A 16,720-nucleotide genomic window follows, 5' to 3' on the forward strand; every position below is an offset into this window, starting at 1 on the left:
GCCTAATGTGACTCTGCTGCCAGTGGTTCACTGCTCTGGTAGATCAGAATGGGGTCGCTTTCACCACGGATCACGGTTTCGTCAATCACCACTTTGGCCACATCCTGCATCGAGGGCAATTCATACATGGTGTCTAACAACACACCTTCGACGATAGAGCGCAGGCCGCGGGCGCCGGTTTTACGTTCCATCGCTTTTTGTGCGATGGCGTTAAGGGCGTCATCACGAAACTCCAGCTCAACATCTTCCATGGCAAATAACGCGGCAAACTGCTTCACCAGGGCGTTTTTCGGCTCACTGAGAATTTGCACCAGCGCAGCTAAGTCCAGCTCGGTTAAGGTAGCCACCACTGGCAAACGGCCGATAAACTCCGGAATTAAGCCATACTTGACCAAATCTTCCGGCTCAACATCGCGGAACGACTCACTTAAGCTGCGGCTGCTTTCTTTGCTACGCACCTCAGCACCAAAGCCAATGCCAGAGCCTTTGGCGCAGCGCTGTTCGATCACCTTATCTAAACCGGCAAAAGCACCGCCACAGATAAACAGAATTTTCGAGGTATCTACCTGTAAAAACTCCTGCTGCGGATGCTTACGGCCACCTTGCGGCGGTACCGAGGCAATAGTGCCTTCGATCAGCTTTAACAGCGCCTGCTGCACCCCTTCACCGGATACATCACGGGTAATAGAGGGGTTATCAGATTTACGTGAAATTTTGTCAATTTCATCGATATAGACGATACCACGCTGGGCCTTTTCGACATCGTAATCACATTTTTGCAGCAGCTTCTGAATGATGTTCTCGACATCTTCGCCAACATAACCCGCTTCGGTCAGTGTTGTGGCGTCGGCCATGGTAAAGGGCACATCCAGTAACCTGGCTAAGGTCTCGGCCAGCAGCGTTTTACCACTGCCGGTTGGGCCAATTAACAGAATATTACTTTTGCCAAGCTCAACCTCTTGTTTGTGCTGTGCACTGCGCAAACGTTTGTAATGGTTGTACACCGCCACCGCCAGCACTTTTTTGGCATGATCCTGGCCTATGACATAGTCGTCCAGATGGGCGCGAATTTCGCGGGGCACCGGCAATTTATCGGCATCACGTTTGGGGGAAATATCTTTAATTTCCTCGCGGATGATGTCATTGCATAAATCAACGCATTCATCACAAATATAAACCTGTGGGCCTGCAATCAACTTACGCACTTCATGCTGTGATTTGCCACAAAAAGAACAGTACAACAACTTACCGCTCTTATCGCCGTCAGTGCGGTGATCAGACATGTATCTACCTCTTTCACTACCTGCAGCGGCGTTGCGCGCCGCTGCACAATGTCATTATTTTACTTCTCGTTGCGTTAATATGGCATCTACCAGGCCATATTCCAAGGCTTGCTGCGCACTTAAGAAGTTGTCACGCTCAGTATCCTTACACACCTGCTCGTAGCTTTTACCACTGTGTTCAGCCATCAGGCGGTTTAATTTCTCTTTAATACTTAAGATCTCGCGGGCATGTATTTCAAAATCGGTCGCCTGGCCCTGGAAACCACCTAAAGGCTGATGGATCATCACCCGGGCGTTGGGTAAACAATAACGCTTACCTTTAGTACCGCCAGACAATAAGAATGCCCCCATACTGGCCGCCTGCCCTACGCACACTGTGGCAATATCTGGCTTGATATAACGCATAGTGTCATAAATTGACAAACCAGCCGTTACCGAACCACCCGGTGAGTTGATATAAATATAGATGTCTTTTTCCGGGTTTTCTGATTCTAAGAACAATAATTGCGCCACGATCAGATTGGCCATATGGTCTTCTACCTGACCGGTCAGAAAAATGACCCGCTCTTTTAACAAGCGCGAATAAATATCAAAAGAGCGCTCGCCCTTGGCAGTTTGCTCAATAACGATTGGCACCAGTGCATTAACTATGTCGTTCAGATGTTGCGGCATAGACATATTATAGGGTTCCCTCTAAATGGCTGGGTTTTGCTGTTGCAGAAAATAAAATGGCCCGAACTGTTGTCCGAGCCATTAAAGCCGTCAAGCCAAAAGAAGTCAACGTTAGTTGGCAGCTTGCGGGTTCATAATTTCGTCAAAGGCGGCTTTTTGTTCAGTTACCTTGGCACCGGCCAGGATAACGTCAATGGCCTGCTCTTCCAGTGCAACATTACGCATGCTTTGCAGCAGTTCTTTGTTGCTATTGTAGTACTGCACCACTTCTTGCGGATCTTCATAGGCAGAAGCAACCGTTTCGATTAGTGCCTGCACCTTTTTATCATCCACTTTCAGCTCGTTGGTTTTGATGACTTCACCCAACAGTAAGCCTACTTTAACGCGATCTTTCGCCTGAGCTTCAAATAATGAAGCTGGCAGCTCTGGTAATTGCTTTGGATCCAGGTTGTTGCCAAAACGCTGCAGCGCTTGCTTACGCAGCACCTCTACTTCACCTTTGATCAGGGCTTGTGGCACATCAACGTCATTGTTCGCTAACAGGCCTTTGATCACCTGCTCTTTTACTTTGGCTTTGATGTTCTGGTTCAGCTCACGCTCCATGTTCTTGCGCACTTCTGCTTTTAACGCATCAACAGTGGCCGTTTCTAAACCAAATAACGCAGCGAATTCATCGTTCAGCTCTGGCAGTACTTGTTTTTCTACCTTGTTCACGGTAACGGCGAAGCTGGCGGCTTTACCTTTTAAATTTTCTGCGTGGTAGTCTTCCGGGAACGTTACGTTAACGGTAACTTCTTCACCGGCTTTTTTACCAATGATGTCATCTTCAAAACCCGGGATCATGCGGCCCTGGCCCAGCTCCAAAGAGAAGTTAGTGGCTTTACCGCCTTCGAATTCTTCACCATCAATTGAACCGACAAAGTCGATGACCACACGGTCGGCTTTAGCGGCTTTGCCTTTTTTCTCTTCCCATTTCGCATGTTGTTTGCGCAGGGTGTCCAGCATTTTGTCCAGATCAGCGTCTGAAATCTCTACCACTGGCTTATTGACTGCAATTTTATCCAGGTTTTTAACTTCAACTTCCGGATACACTTCGAAGGTGGCTTTGAACTGCAGATCTTTACCCTGCTCTAATTTTTCCGGTGCAAACGTAGGTGCACCTGCCAGGTTCAGCTTGTTCGCGATAATGGCATCATAGAAATGACGCTGCATTTGCTCACCGGCCACTTCCTGTAATACGGCTAAGCCGTAACGCTTCTGAATTAATGACACCGGTGCTTTACCCGGACGGAAACCGTCGATACGCTGACGCTTGGCCAGATCACGTAAACGGCTTTTTACTTCAGCATCAATTTTTTCAGCCGGTACAGTGATGGTGACCTGGCGCTCTAAACCCTGAGTGGTTTCCACAGAAACTTGCATCTTGCTACCTCAAATTCATAAACAGGCGACACTCGCCGCCGTACTGGTGTGATCTGGTATCAAAATGCCACCTGAACCAGACCTGTTATAAAATAGGACGCGGCATTATAGCGGGCTAAATGTCTGGAGTCGAGCCCTTAACCCAACTGCGCTAACGGGCTGAGCCTGAAACTAAAAAGCGCTGTATAGTCAGTTAGTTAACTATACAGCGCCGGCAATTTAGCAGCCGCTTTAATGCTAATTACGGGTTTGGCCGCGCCCGGTGACCACGTATTTTTCCGTGGTTAAAGCTTCAAGCCCCATAGGGCCGTAAGCATGCAGTTTGCTGGTTGAAATACCAATCTCTGCCCCTAAGCCTAACTCACCACCATCAGAGAAGCGTGAAGAGGCGTTGTGCATCACCACAGCAGAGTCGACCCGGCGGATAAAGCGCTCGGCATTAGCGCCATCTTCTGTACAGATCACCTCGGTATGCTGGCTGCCAAAACGGTCAATATGCGCAATAGCCGCATCAACATCATCCACCACCCGGATGGCAATTTCAGGCGCCAGGTATTCCTGACCAAACTCGTCATCAGCAATGGCTTGTGCCTGGCTGAAATAGCCAATGCTGTCTTTACAGGCATGCACTACAACATGGTGCTCTGACAGCGCGGCCGCGGCCAGCGGCAGAAAATCGGCTGCGATATGTTTGTTCACCAACAAGCCTTCGAGCGCGTTACACACCCCCGGCCGCTGCACTTTACCGTTTAATAGCAGCTCAAGCGCCATGGTAAGGTTGGCACTTTGGTCGACATACAAATGACAAACGCCTTTGTAATGCTGGATCACCGGAATACGGCTATGCTCGGTGACAAAGCGGATCAGCCCCTCGCCACCGCGTGGGATCACTAAATCAATATGATCATCTTGCTTTAACAGTGCCAGCATCAGGTCGCGGTCTGGGTTTGGCACTATGCTAATCACTTCATCTGGCAATTGATGCTCGCGCAGGGCCTTGCCCATCGCCGCAGCAATAGCCAGGCTGGTCTGAATAGCCTCACGGCCACAGCGCAAGATAACAGCATTGCCCGATTTAAAACACAGCGCGCCGGCATCGGCGGTCACATTAGGGCGGGCTTCGTAAATCATACAGATAACACCCAGCGCAATGCGGCGCTTTTCAATATTAATACCATTGGGTCGCTGTTCGATATGACGGCTTTGGCCAACCGGATCTGGCAGGGCAATAATTTGCTCTATGGCTTTGGCCATGGCTTCGATGCGCTCATCATTAAGCGTTAAACGGTCCAGCATAGCCGCACTGGTGCCATTCGCCTGAGCGGTGGCAACTTCATCTTTATTGGCTGCCAGTATGGTCGCTTTGGCTTGCCTAATCTGGTTTGCCATACTTTGCAGCACCAGGTTTTTCTGCTCTGTGGTTAAGTTAGCAACTGCTTTAGCCGCTATAGCAGCTTTGGCGGCTATTGTAGCCGCTACATCGGTACTCATATTCTCTCCAATAACATCATTTCGCTGCGGTGAATCACCGCATTACTCCCGGCCGGGCAATAACCTAAACAGGACGCAATGTCACTGCTGTGATGGCCCTTAATTGAGAAAAGTTCACTGGCACTAAAACGGCTGACACCTTTGGCAATTTTACGCTTACCCGACGCGCAGCGCACCAGTACGGCATCACCTGAATCAAATTCTCCCTGAATATCGACGATACCGCTGCAAAGTAAAGACGCGCCCTGCTGGCAAAGTGCTTCTACGCAACCATCATCAACCCAAATTTCGCCTTTGGCGCGCAGCGTATGACGTACCCAATGTTTTTTAGCCGGTAACGGCCTGGCCTGGCCATAAAAAATGGTGCCCGGATTTTTACCCGCTAAAATACACTGAAAAGCCTCGGCCTTATGGCCGTCAATAATTAAGGTATCAATGCCCTGCGCAGTGGCTTTTTCGGCCGCTTCAATTTTCGTGCGCATTCCGCCGGTACCGACCTTAGATGACGCACCGCCGGCCAGGCCATAAATATGCTGATCTATCTTACGCACCTCAGCAATGAGACTGGCGTTAGCATCCTTATTTGGATCGGCAGTGTACAGCCCGTCAACATCCGAACAAATAATCAGCGCATCGGCATTCGCCACTGTCGCCACCATGGCCGCCAGATTGTCATTATCGCCCACTTTAATCTCGTCAGTGGCGATGGTGTCGTTTTCGTTAACGATGGGCAAAATCTGGTGGTCGAGCAGTCGTCTTAACGTATTGCGGATATTAATATGCCGCACCCTATCGCTTAAATCGCCGTGGGTTAACAGCACCTGAGCACAGGGGAAATCAAAGCACCGGCTCCAGAAATTCATCATCTGGCTTTGACCCACAGCAGCCATCGCGCGTTTTAGCGCAATAGGTACACGTTGATGCTGAAAATTAAAATGATGACGGCCAGCGGCCACACTACCTGAAGAGACCAGGATCACTTCCAGACCCTGCAGTCGGCATTGCCGGATAAATTCGGCGATGGGACGCAAATACAACTCGCTACACCCCTGGTTTTCTGGCGCGATCAGGGCACTGCCGACTTTAAGCACGACCCGACGCCAGGATGGGTTAATCATAACTCCTCCAATGGTTGTTCCGGCGGCTATACTAGCAAAAACTGTAACCCGGTTCCACTTGGGTTACAGCTGCGCTATAGAAAGGGCTTATAAAAATAATATAATGCTATTGAAAAATATAAATAATTCACAAGATAAATAACCGCCATAGCGTTTGGGAATACCAAAAAAGCGGATAAAAATGTAATTAAATTACATTTTTATCCGTAAGCATTAGCTGTAAAGCTGGATAAACTCAGCACCCGGCTGCAACTGCACCATTTTTTCAAAGCGCAAACCAAGCCGCTGCAAAATAGCCACTGACGGCAAATTACCTGCCAGGGTAAGCCCGACGATACGTTTTAGTTTCAGCTGGCCGTAGCCATAATGCATCACCGCAGCGGCGGCTTCATACGCGAGCCCTTTGCCACGAAAGGCCGGCAGAAAAGCAAAACCAATATCGGTTTCTTGTAAAGAGTCACGATAGAGTAAACCACAAAAGCCCATCGCCTCTGAGCTGGCGTTATCTTCCACCAGGAACAAGCCATAGCCATGTTGCTTATAACTTTGGATAGGCCCGTCGGTCAGGTACTGCAAGGCTTGTTGTTCCGTGCGTACACCCCGGTCGGCAATATTGCGGATAAAATCGGCATCGTTTAGTAACTGACAGGTAAAGGCCGCATCGGCAGCGGTTAAATGGCGGATCCTCAGCCTTGGCGTTTCAGCGATAACCAAGATAATTGTCCCTAAAGCATTGGTTTAGAGCAGCTTACCTCAGTTTAGTGTCGCTAAGAAAGAGTTTTGCTGTACTGAAGTCGACGATGGGAGAATGGTCGGTAATGCAGAATGTAAAGCTGCGACCGCTGGTATCATGAGCACCCAAACCAAGTGCGCTTGTTTTGCTGTAACGAAATTTAACATGGGAGAATGGTCGGTGATGCAGGATTTGAACCTGCGACCCCTTGGACCCAAACCAAGTGCGCTACCAAGCTGCGCCAATCACCGACTGTTGTGAAGCAAGAGAGATGGGGTGGATGATGGGGCTCGAACCCACGACAACCGGAATCACAATCCGGGGCTCTACCAACTGAGCTACAACCACCACTGAAACGTTTTGCGCTTGTTATGGCGCGCCCGATAGGATTCGAACCTATGACCCACGGCTTAGAAGGCCGTTGCTCTATCCAACTGAGCTACGGGCGCAATATCGAAAGCCCTACCAAGCTGTTTTCTGAACGCAGATGAGTTGCTATCAGAAAGATGGTCGGTGATGCAGGATTTGAACCTGCGACCCCTTGGACCCAAACCAAGTGCGCTACCAAGCTGCGCCAATCACCGACTTTTGTGAAGCAAGAGAGATGGGGTGGATGATGGGGCTCGAACCCACGACAACCGGAATCACAATCCGGGGCTCTACCAACTGAGCTACAACCACCACTGAAACGTTTTGCGCTTGTTATGGCGCGCCCGATAGGATTCGAACCTATGACCCACGGCTTAGAAGGCCGTTGCTCTATCCAACTGAGCTACGGGCGCAATATCGAAAGCCCTACCAAGCTGTTTTCTGAACGCAGATGAGTTGCTATCAGAAAGATGGTCGGTGATGCAGGATTTGAACCTGCGACCCCTTGGACCCAAACCAAGTGCGCTACCAAGCTGCGCCAATCACCGACTTTGCTGCACTGCTGCAACGGGGCGGAATATTACAGCTGAGGCGCTATAGCGTCAAACCTTTTTTTGCACAAAACAACTGATTGTCTAATATTTGAACCCCGCGTCATTGGGCGATAGCAGGATGGCGTTACGCCGGTGTCTGTGCGAAAATATGCCGCAGTAAAAATATGGCAGAGACCTAAGCAAATGACAGCGCAAATTATTGATGGCAAAGCCGTTGCACAGGCAACAAAAGATAAAGTCGCCGCCCAGGTTCGCGCCCGGGTTGCCGCCGGCAAACGCGCGCCCGGCTTGGCAGTGGTATTAGTCGGGCTGGATCCGGCATCACAGGTGTACGTTGGCAGCAAACGCAAAGCCTGTGAAGAAGTGGGCTTTCACTCGGTATCCTATGATTTGCCATCCGACACCACTGAGCAACAGCTGCTGGAATTGATTGACAAGCTGAACAACGACAACAGCGTCGATGGCATCCTGGTACAACTGCCCTTACCGGCCGGCCTTGATGCCTCTGCCATTTTAGAGCGTATTCACCCGCATAAAGATGTCGATGGTTTTCACCCTTATAACATTGGCCGCTTAGCCCAGCGTATGCCGGCACTGCGTCCTTGTACCCCCAAAGGCATTATGACGCTACTGCAAAGTACCGGCGTTAACGTAAAAGGTATGGATGCAGTAGTAGTCGGTGCTTCTAATATCGTTGGCCGGCCAATGGCGCTGGAGCTGTTGCTGGCCGGCTGCACTACCACGGTATGCCATAAATTTACCAAAAACCTCGAAGCCCAGGTACGCCGCGCCGATTTACTAGTCGTCGCCGTAGGCCGGCCCGAGTTTATCCCCGGTGACTGGGTAAAACCGGGCGCCCTGGTTATTGATGTCGGCATTAACCGGCTGGACAGCGGCAAGCTGGTCGGCGATGTGGAATATGGCGCCGCAGTAAAACATGCGCGGTATATCACGCCGGTGCCGGGCGGCGTAGGCCCGATGACGGTGGCCAGTTTAATAGAAAACACGCTGGAAGCCTGCGAGCTGTATCACGATAAGCATTAAACCTGACGGGCAGCGGCAGTTGCAATTGCAGTAGCCGCTGCCCTCGCTCCATTAAATCTGCAACGTCTTTGTCATTGCCCGGCGTTATACCACTTTCACCACTTTTCTTTTTTGCTGTACATCCGGATACTGTTAACTTGTATTGAGCTGTTACCAAACCCTACAGCCGTTTTGCACGTATTAAGTGGCCGGTTTCAGCGAAGAGGACTATTTATGCCATCTAATGTCAGTTTAACAGCATCAGGCATCGCCGCAGTTATCGTTGCTTTGCTGATATCGTTAAGCGGATGCGCGCAAAAGCCGGTAGCCGATAATGTGGTCTGGCAACAGCAACTGAATTTGCCCTCGGTAAAGTACTCGGCTGAAGTTACTGAGCGCTTGTGGCTAAATATTGAAGAAATCAGTTTTAACTGGCTGGACCAAAGCCGGGATCGGGTTGTGCCCGCTTTGCTGTTTAAGCCCGCCCGTCAGCAAAAAGCCAGCGCCTTAGTGGTGTTTTCTCACGGCTTAGGCGGCTCGAAAGAGCGCTATGCCTACCTTGGTCAGTATTGGGCCAGCCAGGGTTATGCCAGTTTACATGTGCAGCATGATGGCAGTGACCGCAAAGTCTGGCGCGGCAGCCGGCTAATGTTACCTTTTCGCTTGATGGACGCCGCCGATACCACCGAAGCTTTAGCCCGGGTGCAGGACGTGAAGTTCGCCCTGGATCAGCTATTAGCGTCAGAACACGCCGCGGATTTTAACGACAACCATATCGTTATGGCCGGCCATTCTTATGGCGCCAATACCGCTATGTTATTAAGTGGCGCACAGGTTGAGCAAGATGGCAGCCTGGTCAGCTTGAAAGATGATCGCATTAAAGCGGCGATTTTAATTTCAGCGCCACCGTTTTATAACGAGCAGTCGCTGGATAAGGTGCTGGCAGACGTGAGCATCCCCACTTTGCATATCACTACCACAGAGGATGAAATTCGGGTGCCGGGTTACTATTCCTCACCCCAAGACAGAATTGACGTTTATCAGGCGATGGCCAGCCACTACAAAGTACTGGCGGTGTTTAGCTCAGGCAGCCACAATATTTTTTCCGGCTGGCGTGGCCGTAACGATAGCAAATCGCAGCAGCAGGTCATTAAGGCCGCGACTCAGGCGTTATCTGCGGCGTTTCTTAAGCAAATCACCACTGAAGACAGCCAGGCTATCAGCCTGTGGGCACAGCAGCATCAAGCGGTGTTATCTAAGTTTATCCGCTCAGATAATTGGGGGGTATAATTAACGGGCAGTTCAAAGTAAAAGCTGCTTAGGCTATTTAGTTTTTATCCTGCCGTAATGATTCGCAACTACTCCAGTTCAAGCCATGACTTCTTGAAGTATTTGCGGGTATTTCGACACAATTTTCAGCAAGGTTTCCGCTGCGCCTGATGGCTGACGGCGGCCCTGCTCCCACTGCTGTAATGTGCGCGGTGAAATATGCAACGCCTTGGCAAATTGCGTTTGTGACAAGCCACACTTTAACCGCGTAGCAATAATCTCGTTGGGCTCAACAGCGTAGCTTTGGCCAATTCTGCCAGCTTTAACATCACGGATCGCCAGCAGCAGCTCTTCGCCAATATTGCGGCCAGCATCTCTTTTAAGCAGCTCTTTTTCATCAATCGGCATTGCCCATCTCCTGTGCTATTTGTTTCAGCAAGTGAGCCGGGATATTCTCCAGCGCACTCTTGGCGTAAATAACTAACAACACCAAAGCCCCGTTTTTAAGTCGAGTCGTGTAAATCACTCTGACTCCGGCTCGTTTTCCTGCTCCTGAGCGCGACCAGCGGATCTTTCTACAACCGCCGGAGCCCGGCACCAGGTCACCCGCTTCAGGGCTGGCAGCTAAAAAAGAGGCAAATTCGGCTCGTTCTTCTTCAGTCCAATAATCAGGCCACAACTTGGTAAATAGCGGTGATTCAATGATTGTTAGCATAAGCGCACCATACGCCAAAGGAGTATAAAATTCAAGTTAGCGTGCCACTGTATGCTTACAACCCAATCACCAGTGACAAACCAAATTGATAATTATTTGTTTATAAATAGCTAATTTATATATATGATTTCAATAATTTTTGCCAACACTAAAGTGGCAGTAAAGCATCCTTACTACGGCAGGTTATGTATAAATCTATGGCACAAATAAAGAATATGGTTGCACTAACCCTATTCGCTTTCGTCATGTCCTTTTGCAGCAATGCCAGCGAGAGTGGTGATATTTTCGGCCGCTGGGTCATGACCGAAGTGGTTTATGATGATGGCAGTGTCAATCAACTGGAAGCCGGTAATTTTGTTGATATTAACGCGGATACGATAACAGAGGTTATTAAGGGCTATGGCAACCGACAGTACCCCTACACTAGGCAAGACAAGGTGCTTACGTTAACTGCGGATGATGAGCAAATTATCTGGCAAATACTCAGTGAAGCCACTGATCGTTTAGAAGTTGCTACTCCGATAGGAAAATACAAGCTAACCCGCTGAACGATCGCCTGCCTTGATGACAGATAAAGCAGTCTATCTTGCTGATGGACTACAGACTGGCCGCTAACGCAGCCAGAACAGCGGTTTTACCTATTGACGGCGGGAAGGCTCAGATTTGTTATGTTGTGGGACTCCTGTCCCCAGAGAGCTATCTTTGCTGTAACGGCTTTGTTTCAACTCTTTCTTGACGACGCTCACCTTCAATTTCAGCAATACGGTTGCTTAGTACTATCAGTAAACGGGCGCAGCCCGCTGAATAAAAATGGCGTGCCTCAAATATATAAGAATCACCAACTGTCTTACTGTAAATATCCTCGCACTTGCTGCGAAAACTCTGTTCCTCTAGCGAAACTCCCACTTTGTGCGCGAAATCATTTCTGATAGCTCGAACTTTATCAATAGCCTGCATCTCATCTTTCGCGATCAGACCCAGCGAGAAAGCAACCTTTGTCCGAGATGAGAAAGACGTCAGTGGACCACTAGAGCCGCCACGCAAGACTTTCTCAGTCACTGCGTCCTGGACCAAAAAGCGCTCTAACAGCCGACAAAGCATCTCATCAAGCATTGCAGCCCACACAAGAACAAGACCACGTTCGGTTCCACTAGCGTTCTCTCGATTCGCTTCATCAAGAAATTGGTTAATTTCATGCCATCCAGAAGGGAGCTTCGGATCTCCAAAGTTTTCAGAGGGCTTCTTGTTGGCTATCGATGGACCAATTTCTCCAAACTCGCCCTGAATACAACGGCCAAATATCTCTCGGCCGTGCGGTTCAATATCAGTTGCGGAGGCTGTGAAAGGCACTTCAGACTTCAGGTGTTCGAAATACACCAGGCAGTCTATAGCAGTCTTTTCCAAGTTAGCCCAACACGGCTCCCTGACTGAGCTGTAAGTTATTTTCATATCCATCCCTAGCACTTATTCTACGGTTCGTCCCGCAATTAAACACGGGCTAACCTAACTTGGTAACTTTATATGCTCAAACATTACACCGCATATTCGCAACTTACAATCACTATAGGTACAGCCTATTTCAGCGAAACATCAACGCATAAAAAAACCGCCAACAGGCGGTTTTTTGTCACGCTAACTCACTCAGCCTTTACGCCAGCTGGTTACGCCGTTTTTATCTTCGACGATAATACCCTTCGCCGTTAACGCGTCGCGGGCGGCGTCTGCTGCGGCCCAGTCTTTGTTAGCGCGGGCGGTGTTGCGCTGAGCTATCAGCGCTTCTATTTCGGCGACATCATCATCCGATGTACCCGATTGCAAGAACTGCTCAGCATCGCCTTGCAGCAAGCCCAGCACACCGGCTAACAGGCTTAATACGCCAGCCAGTTCTGCGGCTTTGGCCGGTTCGGTTTCTTTAAAGCGGTTGACTTCGCGTGCCAGCTCAAACAATACCGGTAATGCTTCCGGGGTGTTGAAATCATCATCCATTGCCGCTTTAAAGCGGGCAATGTAGTCGCTTTGCAGATCAACGTCAGCAGCAGGTGTGATATTGCGTAGCGCCGTGTATAAACGGCCTAAGGCAGCATGGGCCTGCTCCAGGTTTTCGGCTGAGTAATTCAGCTGGCTGCGGTAATGGCTGGATAACAGGAAATAGCGCACTGCCTCGGCGTTATACTGCGCCAGTACATCTTTTACCGTAAAGAAATTGCCTAAGGATTTAGACATTTTCTCTTTATCTACCTGCACCATACCGGTGTGGATCCAGGTATTGACGTACTTATGGCCATGGGCACAGGTCGACTGGGCAATTTCGTTCTCGTGATGCGGGAACTGCAAGTCCGAGCCGCCGCCGTGAATATCAAAATGCTCACCTAAATGCTTGGCGCTCATGGCCGAGCATTCGATATGCCAGCCCGGCCGGCCATTGCCCCACGGCGACTGCCAGTATGGCTCGCCGGGCTTGGCACTTTTCCACAGCACAAAGTCCAGCGGATCGTCTTTATTCTCCGCCACATTTACCCGGGCACCGGCCTGCAGCATGTCCAGGTTTTGCTGGCTTAGCTCACCATAGGCTTCGTATTTACTGACATCAAACAGTACATCGCCATCGGCCGCCACATAGGCATAACCTTTGGCGAGCAGCTGCTCAATCATCTGAATGATTTCGGCCATATGGGTGGTGACCCGCGGCTCTATATCGGCCGGCATCAGACCCAGGGCGTTGAAGTCCGCGTGCATGGCCTTAGTAAAACGGGCAGTCAGCGCATCACAGCTTTCGTTGTTTTCAGCCGCGCGTTTGATAATTTTGTCGTCAACGTCGGTAATATTGCGTACATAGGTCACATCGTAACCCAAAAAACGCAGGTAACGGTTTATCACGTCAAAGGCAACATAGGTACGGGCATGGCCAACATGACAGTAATCATAAATAGTAATACCGCAGACATAGAGCCCCGCTTTGCCGGGCACTATAGGGGTGAACAGTTCTTTTTTTCTGCTTAAGGTATTGTAGATCTGTAGCATGTTTTCCTCGGGGTCCTTTGACTGAAAACGCCGGCATTAACTGAATGTCAGGCCTGCGGTAACACAAGCGCGTTAGTGTATCACCGGCTGATCAAAGCGGCTATCCTTGCTTTATGATTTGGCCTGACTACGTTAGAATAGCGCCACTTTAACAGAGGACACCTGATGATGATTAGTTTACACACTAACTACGGCGTAATTAAATTAAACCTGTTTGCCGACAAAGCCCCGGCCACAGTAGAAAACTTCATTAGCTATGTAAAAGACGGCTTTTTTGATAACACCATTTTTCACCGGGTGATTAACGGCTTTATGATCCAGGGCGGTGGCTTTACGCCGGATATGCAGCAAAAAGACACCAAAGCGCCGATTAAAAACGAAGCGAATAACAAAGTGCCAAATAAAAAAGGCACCATCGCCATGGCGCGCACTAATGACCCGCATTCTGCTACCTGCCAGTTTTTTATCAACGTGGCTGACAACGACTTTTTAAACTTCAGCTCTGAAACCGGCTCTGGCTGGGGCTATTGTGTATTTGGCGAAGTGGTTGAAGGTATGGATGTGGTCGACGAAATTAAAAAAGTCGCTACCGGCCGCAGCGGTGGCCACAGCGATGTACCGGTGAAACCGGTGATCATTGAAAAAGCTGAGCTGCACGCTTAAGCCTGTTAATGACCCAAGCTCATACCCTGTTTATCGCCGATCTGCATTTATCTGCCGATCGGCCTGATATCACCAGCGCTTTTTTGCACTTTATCCGGCACACCGCTAATGAGGCTGAGGCGCTGTATATACTCGGCGATTTATTTGAAGTCTGGATTGGCGATGATAACCCCGAGCCGTTACTGCAGCAGGTCGCTACTGCACTAAAGCAGCTCAGTGACAGCGGTGTTGCGCTGTATTTTATTCACGGCAACCGTGACTTCTTTTTACGTCAGGCCTATGCCAAGCGCTGCGGCATGACACTGCTGCCGCCAGCCAAGGTAGTTGATTTGTACGGCACCGCCACCTTAATTATGCATGGCGACAGCCTGTGTACCCTGGATATTGCCTACCAGAAATTTCGCAAGTGGTGGAACCAGCCCTGGTGGCAATGGCTGATGCTGCGCCTGCCGCTATGGTATCGTCAGCGTTTAGCGCGTAAAGCGCGCAATAAAAGCGCCCGGCATAAGCAGCAGTATATGACGCAAGCCCAGCCGCATATTATGGATGTTACGCCCGAAGAGGTGCCGCGCGTAATGGCGCAAGCCGGCGTGCTAAAGCTGATACATGGCCACACGCACAGGCCGGCAGTACATGAGTTAACGGTAAATGGTCAGGCAGCACAGCGTTATGTGCTGGGTGACTGGTACAGCCAAAGCAGCTACTTACGCGTCAGTGCTGATAACTGGCAGTTACATTTTGCCCGCCTGGCGGATTAAAACCGCCAGGAATAGGCAATATTGAGAAAATCCATACCCGGGTTGCGGCTGGATAAGCCGGCATTAGAGTAATGCATGTAGCGAACAGCCAGCATTTTCTTGTTTTGCCCATCCAGCTCTATCAGCAAGCCCAGCCGGTCTTCAAACTGAAAATGTGAGCCTAAATCTTTACCGGCAAACTCGCGCTTGGTCAGCATGCTGACACCAATACCAAACTCCCAGAACACCGGCTTGCCATACCAGTTGGCAAACTGCTTTTTCAGCACCGGCGACAGTGCCAGCGCGACGTTGGTTTGATACTGCGACGGCTGGCCGTACTGCCAAAAGTTAGTGCTGGCTTCCAGATACATATTGGCATCGCCCAGCAGTGGCAAGGTAGTAAAGTGAAACTCCAGCGGCCGGTAAGCCAAACGCACGCCATTTACCCTGCCTTCGCCTTTTAAATACTCCACGGAAAGCTGTGAAATTTGCTCTGTGCGCATATCCGCCTGCGCTTGCGCTATTATTCCTGCCAGCAATACAAAAGCTATTACCCAGCGTTGCATATCTTCACCCCATTTTACTTGCTCCACAGCGGAGCCGGCTTTCAATGGTGAGAAATATACCGATCGGTACAAATCAGATAAAGTCGCAAATCACGACAACATTATTCACAGTGGTGAATAATGTTTTGGCATAAACTATTACGTTTTTATGTAAGGCAGCTTTAATATGGCCGGTACGGCTGAAATACCGCCATAACCCAGTTGATAAAGGCGCTTAAACGGCCACTCAGATGGCGACCAGGCGGATAAATCAGATACAGCGGAAAGGCGGCGCGCTGCCAGTCCGGCAGCAGCAATTGCAACTCACCACTATCAAGATAGGGCTGCGCCATAAACAACGGTAGTTGGCTAACGCCCAGGCCACTTAAGGTAGCCGTTAACTGCGCGGTGCTGTCATTTACCGATAGCGGGCTGCCTTGCTGCTGAATTTCCATTGATTGTTGCCGGTTGCTAAATCGCAGTGGCATGACGCGGTTGGTTTTTCTTGAGCGGTAATAAATAATGCGGTGTTTGCTGCTTAACTCGTCCGGCGTTTGCGCTATGCCATGCTGTTTAAGGTAAGCCGGCGCCGCGCAGGTGACAAAAGCAAGCTCTGCTATCCGTTTAGCAATCAGTGATGTGTCGTTTAGCTCACCACCGCGGATCACGCAATCGACATTGTCGGTCAGCAAATCAATATTGGTATCACTAACACCCAACTCCAGCTGAATTTGCGGATATTGCTGCATAAAAGACGGTAACGCCGGTAACAGGATAAAATTGGCAATCGCCGACGCCATATCCACTTTTAACCGGCCGCGCGGTGTGCTTTGCTCATTGCTGATATTGCTTTCGATATCGTCCAGTTCATGCAGTAACTTAGTAGTGCGCTCGTAATAGGCTGCGCCTTCCATTGTCACGGTAACGCGTCGTGTGGTGCGGTGTAGTAATTTCAGCCGTAAGTGTGCTTCCAGCTCCTGCACCAGCTTGGTTACGGTAGATTTAGGCATATCGAGTAAATCTGCAGCGCGGCTAAAGGTGCCGGCCTCTACCACACGACAAAACACTTTAATGGCTAACAGATGGTCCATGCCGCTATACCCCA

General features: G+C 49.8%; 17 protein-coding genes and 7 tRNA genes. 5 read left to right on the forward strand and 19 right to left on the reverse strand.

The window, feature by feature from the left end; all coding sequences use genetic code 11:
* Nucleotides 1-2 precede the first annotated feature (2 nt).
* The 13 genes from clpX to RNAN_RS07380 all read right to left on the reverse strand — a co-directional run bounded on the left by clpX (nt 3) and on the right by RNAN_RS07380 (nt 7,636).
* Entirely contained in the window at nt 3-1,283 is a 1,281-nt protein-coding gene (gene clpX / locus RNAN_RS07320) for an ATP-dependent protease ATP-binding subunit ClpX (RefSeq protein WP_008220339.1), read from the reverse strand.
* Nucleotides 1,284-1,337: 54 nt separating this feature from the next.
* A complete protein-coding gene (gene clpP, locus RNAN_RS07325; RefSeq protein WP_008220341.1) occupies nt 1,338-1,961 on the reverse strand; it encodes an ATP-dependent Clp endopeptidase proteolytic subunit ClpP in 624 nt (207 codons plus the stop codon).
* Between the two features lie 105 nt (nt 1,962-2,066).
* A complete protein-coding gene (tig, locus tag RNAN_RS07330; RefSeq protein ID WP_008220343.1) occupies nt 2,067-3,377 on the reverse strand; it encodes a trigger factor in 1,311 nt (436 codons plus the stop codon).
* A 237-nt stretch (nt 3,378-3,614) separates the two neighbouring features.
* Complete coding sequence (locus RNAN_RS07335; protein WP_008220344.1) at nt 3,615-4,868, reverse strand: glutamate-5-semialdehyde dehydrogenase; 1,254 nt, start codon at nt 4,866-4,868, stop codon at nt 3,615-3,617.
* Nucleotides 4,865-5,986 carry a glutamate 5-kinase gene (gene proB, locus RNAN_RS07340; protein WP_008220346.1) on the reverse strand — a complete coding sequence of 374 codons (1,122 nt, stop codon included), beginning with the start codon at nt 5,984-5,986 and terminating at the stop codon, nt 4,865-4,867. Before proB ends, RNAN_RS07335 begins: the two co-directional genes overlap by 4 nt.
* Before the next feature lie 213 nt (nt 5,987-6,199).
* The gene (locus tag RNAN_RS07345) at nt 6,200-6,700 is read right to left on the reverse strand and encodes a GNAT family N-acetyltransferase (RefSeq protein ID WP_008220347.1); all 501 of its coding nucleotides are present in this window, start codon (nt 6,698-6,700) and stop codon (nt 6,200-6,202) included.
* Between the two features lie 193 nt (nt 6,701-6,893).
* Nucleotides 6,894-6,970: transfer RNA gene (locus tag RNAN_RS07350), tRNA-Pro, on the reverse strand.
* A gap of 21 nt (nt 6,971-6,991) precedes the next feature.
* Nucleotides 6,992-7,067: transfer RNA gene (locus RNAN_RS07355), tRNA-His, on the reverse strand.
* 24 nt (nt 7,068-7,091) lie between these two features.
* A tRNA-Arg gene (locus RNAN_RS07360) sits at nt 7,092-7,168 on the reverse strand.
* A 58-nt stretch (nt 7,169-7,226) separates the two neighbouring features.
* A tRNA-Pro gene (locus RNAN_RS07365) sits at nt 7,227-7,303 on the reverse strand.
* A 21-nt stretch (nt 7,304-7,324) separates the two neighbouring features.
* Nucleotides 7,325-7,400, reverse strand: a tRNA-His gene (locus RNAN_RS07370).
* A gap of 24 nt (nt 7,401-7,424) precedes the next feature.
* Nucleotides 7,425-7,501: transfer RNA gene (locus tag RNAN_RS07375), tRNA-Arg, on the reverse strand.
* A gap of 58 nt (nt 7,502-7,559) precedes the next feature.
* Nucleotides 7,560-7,636: transfer RNA gene (locus RNAN_RS07380), tRNA-Pro, on the reverse strand.
* Between the two features lie 189 nt (nt 7,637-7,825).
* Here RNAN_RS07380 and folD point away from each other — a divergent pair.
* Both folD and RNAN_RS07390 read left to right on the forward strand, forming a co-directional pair.
* A complete protein-coding gene (folD, locus tag RNAN_RS07385) occupies nt 7,826-8,686 on the forward strand; it encodes a bifunctional methylenetetrahydrofolate dehydrogenase/methenyltetrahydrofolate cyclohydrolase FolD (RefSeq protein ID WP_008220350.1) in 861 nt (286 codons plus the stop codon).
* Nucleotides 8,687-8,899: 213 nt separating this feature from the next.
* Nucleotides 8,900-9,955 carry an alpha/beta hydrolase family protein gene (locus tag RNAN_RS07390; RefSeq protein WP_008220352.1) on the forward strand — a complete coding sequence of 352 codons (1,056 nt, stop codon included), beginning with the start codon at nt 8,900-8,902 and terminating at the stop codon, nt 9,953-9,955.
* 78 nt (nt 9,956-10,033) lie between these two features.
* Here RNAN_RS07390 and RNAN_RS07395 read toward each other — a convergent pair whose 3' ends face one another.
* Both RNAN_RS07395 and RNAN_RS07400 read right to left on the reverse strand, forming a co-directional pair.
* Nucleotides 10,034-10,342, reverse strand: coding sequence for a helix-turn-helix domain-containing protein (locus tag RNAN_RS07395; protein ID WP_008220353.1), 309 nt, complete (start codon nt 10,340-10,342; stop codon nt 10,034-10,036).
* On the reverse strand, nt 10,332-10,649 hold the full coding sequence (locus RNAN_RS07400; RefSeq protein ID WP_040551858.1) for a transcriptional regulator: 318 nt from the start codon (nt 10,647-10,649) through the stop codon (nt 10,332-10,334). The genes RNAN_RS07395 and RNAN_RS07400 overlap by 11 nt, the downstream gene beginning before the upstream one ends.
* A gap of 197 nt (nt 10,650-10,846) precedes the next feature.
* Here RNAN_RS07400 and RNAN_RS07405 point away from each other — a divergent pair, with 197 nt between their 5' ends.
* On the forward strand, nt 10,847-11,197 hold the full coding sequence (locus tag RNAN_RS07405) for a hypothetical protein (RefSeq protein ID WP_237739899.1): 351 nt from the start codon (nt 10,847-10,849) through the stop codon (nt 11,195-11,197).
* Between the two features lie 148 nt (nt 11,198-11,345).
* Here the strand turns inward: RNAN_RS07405 and RNAN_RS07410 are convergent, their stop codons facing one another.
* Both RNAN_RS07410 and cysS read right to left on the reverse strand, forming a co-directional pair.
* The gene (locus tag RNAN_RS07410) at nt 11,346-12,104 is read right to left on the reverse strand and encodes a hypothetical protein (protein ID WP_008220358.1); all 759 of its coding nucleotides are present in this window, start codon (nt 12,102-12,104) and stop codon (nt 11,346-11,348) included.
* A 186-nt stretch (nt 12,105-12,290) separates the two neighbouring features.
* Nucleotides 12,291-13,670 carry a cysteine--tRNA ligase gene (cysS, locus tag RNAN_RS07415; protein ID WP_008220360.1) on the reverse strand — a complete coding sequence of 460 codons (1,380 nt, stop codon included), beginning with the start codon at nt 13,668-13,670 and terminating at the stop codon, nt 12,291-12,293.
* A 168-nt stretch (nt 13,671-13,838) separates the two neighbouring features.
* Here cysS and RNAN_RS07420 point away from each other — a divergent pair, with 168 nt between their 5' ends.
* Together RNAN_RS07420 and RNAN_RS07425 are read left to right on the forward strand one after the other, a co-directional pair.
* Entirely contained in the window at nt 13,839-14,333 is a 495-nt protein-coding gene (locus RNAN_RS07420) for a peptidylprolyl isomerase (RefSeq protein WP_008220361.1), read from the forward strand.
* Between the two features lie 8 nt (nt 14,334-14,341).
* Nucleotides 14,342-15,091, forward strand: coding sequence for a UDP-2,3-diacylglucosamine diphosphatase (locus tag RNAN_RS07425; protein ID WP_008220364.1), 750 nt, complete (start codon nt 14,342-14,344; stop codon nt 15,089-15,091).
* On the opposite strand, the gene RNAN_RS07430 is transcribed toward RNAN_RS07425, so the two are convergent.
* Nucleotides 15,088-15,663 carry an acyloxyacyl hydrolase gene (locus RNAN_RS07430; protein ID WP_008220365.1) on the reverse strand — a complete coding sequence of 192 codons (576 nt, stop codon included), beginning with the start codon at nt 15,661-15,663 and terminating at the stop codon, nt 15,088-15,090. The genes RNAN_RS07425 and RNAN_RS07430 overlap by 4 nt on opposite strands.
* Before the next feature lie 134 nt (nt 15,664-15,797).
* Nucleotides 15,798-16,706: a LysR family transcriptional regulator gene (locus tag RNAN_RS07435; RefSeq protein ID WP_008220367.1), complete on the reverse strand. Its 909-nt coding sequence runs from the start codon at nt 16,704-16,706 to the stop codon at nt 15,798-15,800.
* Between the last annotated feature and the right edge of the window lie 14 nt (nt 16,707-16,720).

The sequence above is a fragment of the Rheinheimera nanhaiensis E407-8 genome, assembly GCF_000296695.1.
In the GTDB taxonomy this organism is placed as follows: domain Bacteria; phylum Pseudomonadota; class Gammaproteobacteria; order Enterobacterales; family Alteromonadaceae; genus Alishewanella; species Alishewanella nanhaiensis.

Bases quoted from the DNA above. Each gene is read 5' to 3' on its own strand.
- RNAN_RS07435 (WP_008220367.1), bottom strand. From the start codon at position 16,706: ATGGACCATCTGTTAGCCATTAAAGTGTTTTGTCGTGTGGTAGAGGCC.
- RNAN_RS07390 (WP_008220352.1), top strand. From the start codon at position 8,900: ATGCCATCTAATGTCAGTTTAACAGCATCAGGCATCGCCGCAGTTATC.
- RNAN_RS07335 (WP_008220344.1), bottom strand. From the start codon at position 4,868: ATGAGTACCGATGTAGCGGCTACAATAGCCGCCAAAGCTGCTATAGCG.
- RNAN_RS07400 (WP_040551858.1), bottom strand. From the start codon at position 10,649: ATGCTAACAATCATTGAATCACCGCTATTTACCAAGTTGTGGCCTGAT.
- clpP (WP_008220341.1), bottom strand. From the start codon at position 1,961: ATGTCTATGCCGCAACATCTGAACGACATAGTTAATGCACTGGTGCCA.
- cysS (WP_008220360.1), bottom strand. From the start codon at position 13,670: ATGCTACAGATCTACAATACCTTAAGCAGAAAAAAAGAACTGTTCACC.
- proB (WP_008220346.1), bottom strand. From the start codon at position 5,986: ATGATTAACCCATCCTGGCGTCGGGTCGTGCTTAAAGTCGGCAGTGCC.
- RNAN_RS07395 (WP_008220353.1), bottom strand. From the start codon at position 10,342: ATGCCGATTGATGAAAAAGAGCTGCTTAAAAGAGATGCTGGCCGCAAT.
- RNAN_RS07405 (WP_237739899.1), top strand. From the start codon at position 10,847: ATGGCACAAATAAAGAATATGGTTGCACTAACCCTATTCGCTTTCGTC.
- RNAN_RS07420 (WP_008220361.1), top strand. From the start codon at position 13,839: ATGATTAGTTTACACACTAACTACGGCGTAATTAAATTAAACCTGTTT.
- clpX (WP_008220339.1), bottom strand. From the start codon at position 1,283: ATGTCTGATCACCGCACTGACGGCGATAAGAGCGGTAAGTTGTTGTAC.
- RNAN_RS07425 (WP_008220364.1), top strand. From the start codon at position 14,342: ATGACCCAAGCTCATACCCTGTTTATCGCCGATCTGCATTTATCTGCC.
- folD (WP_008220350.1), top strand. From the start codon at position 7,826: ATGACAGCGCAAATTATTGATGGCAAAGCCGTTGCACAGGCAACAAAA.
- RNAN_RS07410 (WP_008220358.1), bottom strand. From the start codon at position 12,104: ATGGATATGAAAATAACTTACAGCTCAGTCAGGGAGCCGTGTTGGGCT.
- tig (WP_008220343.1), bottom strand. From the start codon at position 3,377: ATGCAAGTTTCTGTGGAAACCACTCAGGGTTTAGAGCGCCAGGTCACC.